The following is a 12,034-nucleotide window of genomic DNA, read 5'->3' on the forward strand; positions in this document are numbered from 1 at the left end:
GTGAATGTCTCCTATCCTATGGTCTTTGGAACCTGATACTGTCCTTCTTTGGCTTTTGGCGCATTTGCAAGCATTGCCTCGCTGTTGTCACCATTTGTAACTTCATCCTCACGAAATACATTCTGGTCGCCAAAAATATGGGACATTGGTTCAACACTGGATGTATCCAGTTCATCCAGCTTATCTACATAATCAAGCATTTCCTGCATATCTTTTTTTGCCTTTTCCTTCTCTTCTTCTGTAAGGGAAAGTTTTGCAAGAATGCAGACATTTTCCATGGTTTCATCGTCAATCTGTTTTGCCATTTTCTCATCCTCCTGCACAGAAATTATTACGCTCCACTCTGGATCCATACCAAAATCTTTTCTGGATATCCAGCTTTTTTATGGCTCCAGTCTGTTCAGGTCTCTTGGGAACAGGCATGCCTCACGGACATTTTCCTCCCCGAGAAGCTGCATGGTAAGACGTTCCAGACCGATTCCAAGACCACCATGAGGAGGCATACCGTATTTAAATGTATCCAGATACTGTTCCATTCCTTCTGTCTCCATACCTCTGTCCTCTATCTTTTTCAGAAGGGCATTGTAATCGTGAATTCTCTGTCCTCCTGTTGTGATCTCAAGGCCGTGGAAAAGCAGGTCAAAGCTTAACGTAAATCTGGTATCCTCTGGATCATCCATTGCGTAGAACGGACGCTTCTTAGATGGATAATGGGTAACAAAAACAAAATCTGCATTATATTCTTCTTTAAAATACTGACCGATGAGGGCTTCCTCCTCTGGCTCCAGATCAAATGGATTACGGATCTGACGGTTGTATTTCTTCGCAACCAGCTCTTTTGCCACATCAAAACGAACTGCCGGAATCCTGGAAGCATCTGGAAGCTCAACCTTCAGGATCTCCAGTTCTTTTGCATAATCCTCTTTTAAAAGCTTCATTGCATACTGCAAAAAGCCAGTCTCCATAGCCATGATCTCTTCAAAGCTATCAATATAGCCCATCTCAAAATCAAGACTCGTATATTCATTTAAATGTCTTTTGGTGTTATGTTTCTCAGCACGGAAAACAGGTCCGGTCTCAAATACTCTGTCAAAAACTCCCACCATCATCTGTTTGTAAAACTGTGGGCTCTGAGCCAGAACAGCCGGTTTATGGAAATAGCTGAGTTTAAACAGGTTCGCGCCTCCCTCAGCACCTCTGGCTCCGATCTTCGGCGTATGGATTTCCGTAAATCCATTTTCATAGAGATAATCACGAAAAGCCCTTGTCAAAGCTTCCTGGATTTTAAATCTTGCGCGCTCCTGAATATTGCGGAGGGAAAGGGAACGGTAATTTAATTTGGCTTCCAGAGAAGTATTCAGCTTCCATTTATCGATTGCAAGAGGAAAAGGTTCAGCCGGAGAAGACAGCACCTGAATTTCACGAATGTGAAGCTCTCTGCCATGAGGCGCTCTCTCTTCTTTATTTACAACACCTTTTACTCTTACTGTCATGCCTTCTTTCAGATCATGAATGGAAAAATCAACATCCTCATTTACTAAAACGGTCTGAAACAGACCCTCTCTTCTTCTGATAATTACAAATGCAACATCTCCCATGTTGCGGATACTGTGAATGGCGCCCTCCAGGATGGCTTCCTGATTCAGAAGTTCTTCTCCCATCAGTGCATCCCAGCTGCTCACTTCTTTTTTCCAGCTTCCATCCAAAAACTCCATTTCCTCATCCTCCATTTCCTAAAATCATAAAAATATATCTTATAAAAACCCCAGCCAGAATTTCTGAAAAATCCTATACAACAGGATTAGAATTCTGCCTTAGACTATACCTCATCATATAACAGCATCAGAACCATCTGAGCTGTCTCTACCATATTTGTCCCGGAATCCATACTGCATTTCTGAATGTACCGGTATGCATCTTCTTCGCTTAAATGGTTTCGCTCCATAAGAAGAAACTTTGCGTTGGAAATGTAATTCTGCTCTTTCCAGGAACGCGTTTTCGGTTTCTTCTTCTCTTTTTTTAGCCGCCGCTCGATCTGGGACAACATCATATCCACCGTGTTTACCAGGTCGCTGACTTTCATTGGCATTTCCACAGTAAGGACGGATGTAGGCGCTTCCGCAATCACTCTTCCAGATGCCAGCAACAGCATTTCAAAATATGAAGGAATATCTTCCAGCACATCCCGGTAATACCGGTCCGTCAGCTTATAACCACAGATCAGAATACCTCCGTCCAACTCACTCATGCTGGCAAGTGCTGTTGAAGCAGTTGAACATACCGCAGCTACAGAAAAACCGTGCCGGTTCAATATGGTACGTATTTTCTTTGCGTCATCGATTTTCGGTAATGCAATTACAATGCTGCTGTTCATACCATGCTACTCTCTTCTCTTAAATCTTGTATAAATACTGGCTGATTTCCCACTCGCTTACCTGTCTCATATAATTCAGCCATTCTTCCTTCTTGGCAGCTGCATATTCCTCACAGAACTTTTTACCAAGTACACTCTGGATCCAGGTGCTATTCTCGAAATGTGTAAGGGCATCATCCAGGTTCAGCGGAAGATTTCCAATATTCATAGCTTTCTGGTCAGATTCGGAAAAAGAACGATCCGATGCCTTGGTAGGATATAATTTCTGCTGAATTCCATCCAGACCGGCTGCAATACAAACAGCAAACACAAGGTAAGGATTTGCAGATGCATCCGGGCTTCGAAGCTCGATTGCCAGGCTGTCTGATCTTAAATTGGAAATACGGATCAGAGAGTTCTGATTATTCTTTGTCCAGGTCAGTTCTGTAGGAGCATCATAGCCAGGTACAAGTCTCTTGTAGGAATTCACAAGCGGATTGGTAATGGCGGCCATCTCTTCACTATGTGCAAGAAGACCACCGATAAAATGATAAGCATCCTCGCTGAGACCATTTACATCATCAGGATCAGCAAATATATTTTTTCCATCTTTATACAATGCAAAATGAATGTGCATACCGGAACCATTCACCTCAGCTCTCGGCTTTGGCATAAAGGTTGCATGAAGTCCATGCCGTTTTGCAATGGTGCGGACTGCCATTTTGAAAGTCATCACACAGTCAGCCATTTCATTTGCACCGGAAAATTTAAAATCAATCTCATGCTGTGCCGGAGCGGTTTCATGATGGGAAGATTCAATTTCATATCCCATATCTTCCAGATTCAGAACCATATCACGTCTTGCATTTTCTCCCAGATCCAGCGGGCTGATATCCAGATATCCGGCTTTTTCATGAGTCAGTGTAGTGGGAACTCCGTTATCATCTGTGTGAAATAAGAAAAACTCACATTCCGGATCCACTTCACAAACATAGCCTTCCTTAGCAGCCATCTCTACCACCTGTTTCAGAATATATCTCGGGCTTTTCTCAAGCGGCGTTCCATCTGAGCGGTAGATATCACAGAGCAGTCTGGCTACCTTTCCCTGCTGCGGACGCCACGGAAGAATGGTGAAAGTATTATAGTCCGGATGTAAATACATATCCGGCTCTTTCTCCCCTGCTATTCCGGCAATGTAGGAGCTGTCTACTACATATTCATTATCCAGTGCCCGGGGGAGCTCCCGAGCTGTAATCGCAATATTTTTCAAAGTACCGAACATATCGGTAAACTGAAGACGAATGAATTCTACATCCTCGTCTTCTGCCATCTGTAACACTTCTTCTCTGGTGTAATTCCCCATGGTGTTCTCTCCTTCTTTCACTCTCATGCCCTCATCCATCCATTACGCATGACTTATTTAAACAAAAAAGGCGCACTTCAAAAAGATACCCTTCTGAAGAACGCCCTTGTTCATGGAGGTAATTATAGCAATGAGGTCATGCTTTGTCAACTTATTTTTTACCACTTTACCATATCAGCGTTGTATAAAATGATGTACAAAATAAATCTTTTGTATCAGAACGGAAAATCGGGAGCAAATTTAGTTTGCCCCCGACCATACTTTTTATATACTCTCTTTTTTATTTTCCCGACAGCGATTCAGCAGGTATTATTCCACAAAGCATTTTTTTGCCAATTTACAGATAAGAATATCCCATCAGGGATTCATCCACTGCCTTTGCGGCTTCTCTTCCTTCACGGATTGCCCATACTACCAGAGACTGGCCTCTGTGCATATCTCCTGCTGTGAAAACCCGCGGTACGCTGGTCTCATAAGCTTCCGGTTTTGTCTCTACGTTAGTTCTTGCAGTTGTTGCAACCTTAAATGCATCGGTCACATATTTCTGGCTTCCAAGGAAACCAGCTGCGATCAGCACCAGGTCTGCAGGGATCACTTCTTCCGTCCCCTCTACCGGAACCATCATCATACGGCCTGTTTTGGCATCTTTCTCACTTTTCAACTTTACGATCCGGGCCTGGCAGACATTTCCGTTTTTATCTTTGATAAACTCAGTAACGGTTGTCTGGTAAACCCGGGGGTCATGTCCAAACACTGCAATTGCTTCTTCCTGACCATAATCTGTTTTTAAAACCTTTGGCCATTCCGGCCATGGATTGGAAGCAGCACGCTCTGTCGGCGGCATTGGCATCATTTCCAGCTGTGTTACAGATTTGGCGCCGAGACGTACGGAAGTACCCACACAGTCATTTCCGGTATCACCACCGCCAATTACCAGCACATGTTTGCCTCTTGCCTCTTCATAAGGAGCTTTGGTAAAATCGCTGTCCAGAAGAGTTTTGGTGACTTTTTTCAAGAAGTCTACTGCAAAATAAATTTCCTTTGCATCTCTTCCCGGCACTTTAATATCACGGGGATTGGAAGCTCCGCAACAAAGGATTACACGGTCATATTTCTTCAAAAGTTCCTCTGCTGTAATATCCACTCCAACATTTGTATTTGTCACAAATTTCACACCCTCAGCTTCCATCAGCTTCAGTCTTCTGTCGATCACAGATTTCTCCAGCTTCATATTTGGAATGCCGTAACGAAGAAGTCCGCCGATCCGGTCACTTCTTTCGAATACAGTTACATTGTGACCTCTTCTGTTTAACTGCTGTGCTGCTGCAAGTCCGGAAGGACCGCTTCCGATAACTGCTATGGTCTTTCCTGTACGAACCTTCGGAGGCTGCGGAACAACCCAGCCTTCTGCATATGCAGTCTCAATGATGGCACGTTCATTTTCCTTAGTGGAAACAGGCTCTCCATTTAAGTTGCAGGTACAGGCTGCCTCGCAAAGTGCAGGGCACACACGGGAGGTAAATTCCGGGAAGCTGTGTGTCTTGTTCAGACGAAGAAACGCCTGTTTCCAGTTTCCGGTAAATACCAGATCATTTGTCTCTGGCACCAGGTTGTGAAGCGGACATCCGGAAGCCATGCCGCCGATCATCATACCTGACTGGCAGAAGGGAACGCCGCAAGCCATGCAGCGTGCTCCCTGAAGTTTTTGTTTCTCTTTATTAAGAGGAGTACGGAACTCCTTGAAATTGGCAATTCTTACTTTTGGCGGCAGAACCTTTGCCGTCTCTCTGTTATATTCTAAAAATCCAGTCGGTTTTCCCACGATCTTCTGCCTCCTTAATGCTTAACTCCTATGCTTTCGTAGAATGCTTCCATCTGCGCCTGCTCACTGTTCAGACCTTTTTCCTCAAGCTTTGCACTTAATGTGATCATCTTCTTGTACTCATTTGGAATGAGTTTTTTGAAGTGAGGCAGATACATGTCAAACTGATCCAGAACCTTCTGTCCAAGCTCCGATCCCGTTGCAGCTACATGTGCTTCGATCAGATTTTTCAGTTCTTTTTTGTCATATTTATTGTCTACTTTTTCAATAGAAATCATCGCTTTATTTAAGTTCTTATAAAGAACATTTTCCACATCCAGAACATAAGCGATACCGCCGCTCATACCTGCTGCAAAGTTTTTGCCGGTTCTTCCAAGAACTACTACACGACCACCGGTCATGTACTCACAGCCGTGCTCTCCCACACCTTCCACAACTGCATTGGCACCAGAGTTACGAACTGCAAAACGCTCACCTGCCATACCGTTAATAAAGGCAGTTCCACTAGTTGCACCATAAAGAGCAACGTTGCCGACAATAATGTTATCTTCTGCTTTGTAACCGGCATTTTCCGGAGTCTTCAGGATCAGCTTGCCACCGGAAAGACCCTTTCCAAAGTAGTCGTTGCAGTCGCCGGTAAGCTTCAGAGTAAGACCCTTCGGGATAAAGGCACCAAAGCTCTGTCCTCCGGCTCCTGTACAATCAATCTCTACCGTGTCTTCCGGCAGTCCGTTTTTATTATTTCTGGTAATCTCCGCACCAAGGATTGTTCCAAATGCACGGTCTGTGTTCTTTACTTCTACCGAAAATCTGGTCTTCTCACCGCCATGAATTGCGCGACTGCATTTCTTCACAAGAACTTTCTCATCCAGAGTCTTCTCCAGCTGGAAATTGTACTCTGCTTTCGGATCAAAGGTTACCTCGCTGCCAACTTTTGCATATGGATTGTTCAAGATTGCACTAAGGTCTACTTTACCTTTGTGTGGCTCATCAACTGCATCTGTAGCAACCAGAAGATCTGTGCGTCCTACCATCTCTTTCAGGCTTCTCACACCCAGTTTTGCCATATATTCACGAAGCTCCTGGGCAATAAATTTCATAAAGTTCTCAACATATTCCGGTTTGCCTTTGAATCTCTTTCTCAGCTCCGGATTCTGGGTAGCTACACCAACCGGGCAGGTGTCCAGATTGCAGACTCTCATCATTACACAGCCCATAGTTACAAGAGGTGCTGTAGCAAAACCGAATTCCTCTGCACCAAGAAGTGCTGCAATTGCAACATCACGACCGCTCATCAGTTTACCGTCTGTCTCAATGCGGACACGATTACGAAGTCCGTTCATAAGCAGTGTCTGATGGGTTTCAGCAAGCCCAAGCTCCCATGGAAGTCCTGCATTGTGAATGGAGCTTCTGGGTGCTGCACCAGTACCTCCATCATATCCGGAAATCAGGATTACCTGTGCACCAGCCTTTGCAACTCCGGCTGCAACCGTACCAACGCCAGCCTCAGAAACCAGCTTTACAGAAATATCTGCATATTTATTTGCATTTTTCAGGTCATAAATCAGCTCTGCCAGGTCCTCGATGGAATAGATATCGTGATGCGGCGGCGGGGAGATCAGAGAAACACCAGGTGTGGAGTGACGGGTTTTCGCAACCCATGGATAAACCTTCTTCGCCGGAAGATGTCCACCTTCACCAGGTTTTGCGCCCTGTGCCATTTTGATCTGGATTTCTCTTGCAGATACCAGATAACGGCTGGTAACACCGAAACGACCACTGGCTACCTGTTTGATCGCAGAACATCTGTCATCTTTTGTTCCTGCTGAATCCAGTCTTTCATTGCTTTCACCGCCCTCACCGGTATTTGATTTTCCATGAAGATGGTTCATTGCAATAGCAAGTGTCTCATGTGCTTCCTGAGAAATGGAACCATAGGACATGGCACCAGTCTTAAAATGCTTTACGATTTCATCAACACTCTCCACCTCTTCAAGAGGGATAGGATTTTCTGCATACTTAAAGTCCATAAGCGCACGAAGATTGCCGTGATTTTCCTTATCCACAAGATCTGTATACTGTTTGAACATCTCATAGCTGCCTGTTCTTGTAGACTGCTGAAGGAGATGAATGGTTGCCGGATTGTAACGGTGCTCTTCTCCCTGGCTTCTCATTTTGTGGGCACCCACACTATCCAGAGTAAGGTCTGTGGTAAGTCCTAACGGGTCAAATGCTTCTGAATGAAGCTTTTCTACATTCTCCTCAATATCTTCCAGTGTAATGCCTCCAACACGGCTTACAGTACCTGTGAAATATTTATCGATAACATCCTGAGATACACCAATTGCCTCGAAAATCTGAGATCCCTGATAAGACTGGATTGTAGAAATACCCATCTTGGAAGCGATCTTAACAATACCGCTGATAACTGCATGATTATAATCGTCTACAGCTGCATAATAGTCCTTGTCCAGCATATGGGTATCGATCAGCTCATGGATTGTCTCCAATGCCAGATATGGGTTGACTGCACTTGCGCCATAGCCCAGAAGAGTAGCAAAATGATGAACCTCTCTCGGCTCGCCGGATTCCAGGATAATAGCAAGAGAAGTACTCTTTTTCGTCTTTACAAGGTGCTGATGTACTGCAGAAACAGCCAGCAGAGACGGAATCGGCATATGGTTTTCATCCACGCCTCTGTCGGAAAGCACCAGAATGTTGGCACCATCCCTGTATGCTTTATCAACTTCTACAAACAGACGGTCAATAGCACGCTCAAGCTTTGTGCTCTTGTAATAAAGAGTGGAGACAACAGCCACCTTAAAGCCTTCGTGATGCATTTCCTTAATTTTCAGCATATCTGTATTGGTAAGGATCGGATTGTTAATCTTTAATACCTTGCAGTTCTCCGGAATCTGCTCCAGAAGGTTTCCGTCTTTTCCAACATAAACGCTTGTGCTGGTGACAATCTCCTCACGGATCGCATCAATCGGCGGATTGGTTACCTGTGCAAAAAGCTGTTTGAAGTAGTCAAAAAGCGGTCTGTTCTGTTTGGAAAATACTGCCAACGGTGTATCCACACCCATTGCGCCAATGCTCTCAGCACCGTTTAACGCCATGTTTCGGATAGAAGTACGATACTGCTCATAAGTGTATCCGAAAGCCTTCTGAAGACGGGAACGCTGTTCCTCTGTATATTCTTCCATTCTTTCGTTTGGAATCTTAATATCTTTTAAATGTACCAGATTGCTGTCCAGCCATTCGCCGTATGGCTGTTTCTTTGCATACATCTCTTTTAATTCGTTATCATCGATGATCTTGCCCTGAACCGTATCTACCAGAAGCATTTTTCCAGGATGAAGACGCTCTTTTAATATGATCTTCTCTTCCGGTACCGGCAATACTCCAACCTCAGAAGAAAGGATCATGCAGCCATCGGATGTCACGTAATATCTGGACGGACGAAGACCGTTACGGTCAAGCACTGCACCCATCACATCTCCATCTGAGAAAAGAATAGATGCAGGTCCATCCCATGGCTCCATCATAGTGGCATAATACTGATAGAAGTCACGTTTTTCCTGGGAAATGGTATCGTTATTTGCCCATGGCTCCGGAATAGTGATCATCACTGCAAGAGGAAGATCCATGCCACTCATGGTAAGGAATTCCAGCGTATTATCGAGCATTGCAGAATCGGAACCATTTCGGTTGACTACCGGAAGGATTTTCTGCATTTCCCCTTCTAAGTATGGGGACTCCATATTTTCCTCTCTTGCCAGCATCTTATCTGCGTTTCCCCGGATGGTGTTGATCTCACCATTGTGCACGATCAGACGGTTTGGATGTGCTCTCTCCCAGCTTGGATTTGTGTTGGTACTGAAACGGGAATGTACCAATGCAATCGCAGATTCATAATCAGGGCTTTGAAGATCAGAGAAAAATGTACGAAGCTGTCCAACCAGGAACATACCTTTATAAACAATCGTACGGCTACTCATAGAACATACGTAAGTGTTATCATTACTCTGTTCAAACTCACGGCGGGCAATATACAGTTTACGGTCAAATGCGATGCCTTTTTCCAGATCATCCGGCTTTTTGATAAATGCCTGCATAATGCATGGCATGCACTCTCTTGCCTTATGTCCAAGAACCTCCGGAACTACCGGAACTTCTCTCCAGCCAAGGAACTCCAGTCCCTCTTTTTCCACAATGATCTCAAACATTTTTTTTGCCTGGGCACGTTTGATCTCATGCTGTGGGAAAAAGAACTGGCCAATACCATATTCTCTTTCCTGGCCGATTTCGATTCCCTCTTTTTTACATGCTTTCTTAAAAAATTTATGGGAAATCTGAAGGAGGATACCAACGCCATCACCTGTTTTGCCTTCTGCATCTTTTCCGGCACGATGATCCAGATTCTCTACAATCCGCAATGCGTTGGCAACTGTATCATGGGATTTTTTGCCTTTGATATTGACAACTGCACCGATACCGCAGTTATCATGTTCAAATTCCTGACGGTAAAGTCCCTGCCTTTCCTTTATCACTTCTTTCATTTTCCTCATCCTTTCTATTGTTGATTAAGAGTTTCCTCTTTGTTTACTTTATCTACAGCTGCCTGGATAAATCCACGGAACAGCGGGTGAGCATGGTTCGGTCTTGATTTGAACTCCGGATGTCCCTGGGTTCCTACAAAGAATGGGTTTGCCGGAATCTCGATCATTTCCACAATGTGACCATCAGGAGAAGTTCCTGCTATGGTCATGCCTTTTTCTGCCAGTTCTTTGCGATATGCATTGTTAACTTCATAACGATGTCTGTGACGTTCCTGAATTTCTTTCTGTCCGAAAAGTTCCAGAGATAAAGAACCATCTGCAAGCACACATGGATAACTTCCAAGGCGCAGGGTTCCTCCAAGATCTTCCACATCTTCCTGGTCTGGCATAAGGGCGATTACCGGATTGGTGGTTTCTGGTGCAAGTTCAATGCTGTTTGCATCTTCATAACCAAGTACATGACGGGCAAATTCTACGATTGCCATCTGCATTCCAAGACAGATTCCAAGGTATGGGATCTTATGCACGCGGGCATACTGGGCAGCCAGGATCATTCCTTCTGTTCCTCTTCCGCCGAAACCACCTGGAACCAGGATTCCATCTACCTGGTAAAGCCTCTGATCCAGGTTCTTCTCGTTTAACTCTTCGGAATCAATCCAGGTAATCTCTACTTTCGCCTTGCATGCGATTCCGCCATGTTTCAGAGCTTCCACCACACTGAGGTATGCATCATGAAGCTGGGTATATTTTCCTACCATAGCAATGTTTACAGTTTTATCCGGATGGCGGAGATTTTCTACCATAGCCTCCCAGTCCGTAAGGTCTGGTTTTCTTTTTTCAAGTCCCAATGACTGCATGACCACATCTGCCAGTTTTTCACGTTCCATCGCAAGTGGGGCTTCATACAGATACTCTACATCCAGATTCTGAAGTACATGGCTTACCGGCACGTTACAGAACAGGGCAATTTTGGCTCTCAGATCGTCGGTCAGCGGATATTCACTTCTGCATACCAGAACATCCGGCTGGATTCCCATTGCCTGAAGCTCCTTGACACTGGCCTGGGTTGGTTTTGTTTTCATTTCTCCTGAAGCTTTCAGGTATGGAATCAAGGTTACATGAATAAGGATTGCATTTTCATGTCCCACATCATGCTGAAACTGTCTGATGGATTCCAGAAATGGCTGGCTTTCAATATCTCCTACCGTTCCGCCGACTTCGATAATGGCAATCCTGTTTTCATCCGGGGATTTTGCGCGATAGAAGCGGCTTTTGATTTCATTTGTAATATGAGGGATTACCTGTACGGTTCCTCCTCCAAAGTCTCCATGACGTTCTTTTTGTAAAACGGACCAATAAATTTTTCCGGTAGTTACATTGGAATTTTTATCCAGGCTTTCATCAATGAATCGTTCATAATGACCAAGATCCAGGTCGGTCTCAGTTCCATCGTCTGTTACGAAGACTTCTCCATGCTGAATAGGGTTCATGGTTCCGGGATCAATGTTGATGTAAGGGTCAAATTTCTGCATTGTGACCTGAAAACCTCTTGCCTTTAAAAGTCGCCCAAGTGAAGCTGCTGTGATTCCCTTTCCCAGTCCTGACACAACACCGCCAGTGACAAAAACGTATTTTACTGCCATCTTTCGATTTCCTCCTCCAATTGCTTTTAATGTGTTCTAATATGTAAAAAAGGCGTCAAAGAGGAGGATTAGGGGGCACTTAACCTATCCATTTCTCTTTGACGCCTTTGTCAAAACAAATTCTTATTCAAAAATATGGTATATAATATATCATTTTTTTGGCTTTGTCAATCCACTTTTTTGCTATTTAGTGTGTTGAAAAGTTCTTCAGTAGGGACGCATTTGGACAATGTGTATTACTCACTCGCCGGCGCAACGCTACAGCGAACTAATCGCTAACTGCGACTAATG

The 12,034-nt window shown here is 44.4% G+C and carries 7 protein-coding genes; all 7 read right to left on the bottom strand.

Translation table 11 applies throughout. The features are described 5' to 3' along the window. Positions 1-11: 11 nt before the first annotated feature. Positions 12-305, bottom strand: a complete 294-nt coding sequence (gene gatC / locus AB5Z12_RS17140) for an Asp-tRNA(Asn)/Glu-tRNA(Gln) amidotransferase subunit GatC (RefSeq protein ID WP_118578476.1) — start codon at positions 303-305, stop codon at positions 12-14. A gap of 78 nt (positions 306-383) precedes the next feature. Then, positions 384-1,715, bottom strand: a complete 1,332-nt coding sequence (gene aspS, locus AB5Z12_RS17145) for an aspartate--tRNA(Asn) ligase (protein WP_173770852.1) — start codon at positions 1,713-1,715, stop codon at positions 384-386. Between the two features lie 104 nt (positions 1,716-1,819). After that, entirely contained in the window at positions 1,820-2,374 is a 555-nt protein-coding gene (locus AB5Z12_RS17150; RefSeq protein ID WP_118578478.1) for an ANTAR domain-containing response regulator, read from the bottom strand. Between the two features lie 19 nt (positions 2,375-2,393). Continuing rightward, a complete protein-coding gene (gene glnA / locus AB5Z12_RS17155) occupies positions 2,394-3,716 on the bottom strand; it encodes a type I glutamate--ammonia ligase (RefSeq protein ID WP_148462972.1) in 1,323 nt (440 codons plus the stop codon). Between the two features lie 337 nt (positions 3,717-4,053). Beyond that, the gene (locus tag AB5Z12_RS17160; protein WP_368357412.1) at positions 4,054-5,538 is read right to left on the bottom strand and encodes a glutamate synthase subunit beta; all 1,485 of its coding nucleotides are present in this window, start codon (positions 5,536-5,538) and stop codon (positions 4,054-4,056) included. A 14-nt stretch (positions 5,539-5,552) separates the two neighbouring features. Continuing rightward, positions 5,553-10,100, bottom strand: a complete 4,548-nt coding sequence (gltB, locus tag AB5Z12_RS17165; protein WP_173715500.1) for a glutamate synthase large subunit — start codon at positions 10,098-10,100, stop codon at positions 5,553-5,555. A 14-nt stretch (positions 10,101-10,114) separates the two neighbouring features. Further along, complete coding sequence (locus tag AB5Z12_RS17170) at positions 10,115-11,743, bottom strand: CTP synthase (protein ID WP_118578480.1); 1,629 nt, start codon at positions 11,741-11,743, stop codon at positions 10,115-10,117. Between the last annotated feature and the right edge of the window lie 291 nt (positions 11,744-12,034).

The sequence above is a fragment of the Ruminococcus sp. RTP21358st1_G6_RTP21358_211008 genome (genome assembly GCF_040908885.1).
In the GTDB taxonomy this organism is placed as follows: Bacteria; Bacillota; Clostridia; order Lachnospirales; family Lachnospiraceae; genus Blautia_A; species Blautia_A faecis.

Bases quoted from the DNA above. Each gene is read 5' to 3' on its own strand.
- aspS (WP_173770852.1), bottom strand. From the start codon at position 1,715: ATGGAGTTTTTGGATGGAAGCTGGAAAAAAGAAGTGAGCAGCTGGGAT.
- AB5Z12_RS17170 (WP_118578480.1), bottom strand. From the start codon at position 11,743: ATGGCAGTAAAATACGTTTTTGTCACTGGCGGTGTTGTGTCAGGACTG.
- glnA (WP_148462972.1), bottom strand. From the start codon at position 3,716: ATGGGGAATTACACCAGAGAAGAAGTGTTACAGATGGCAGAAGACGAG.
- gltB (WP_173715500.1), bottom strand. From the start codon at position 10,100: ATGAAAGAAGTGATAAAGGAAAGGCAGGGACTTTACCGTCAGGAATTT.
- gatC (WP_118578476.1), bottom strand. From the start codon at position 305: ATGGCAAAACAGATTGACGATGAAACCATGGAAAATGTCTGCATTCTT.
- AB5Z12_RS17150 (WP_118578478.1), bottom strand. From the start codon at position 2,374: ATGAACAGCAGCATTGTAATTGCATTACCGAAAATCGATGACGCAAAG.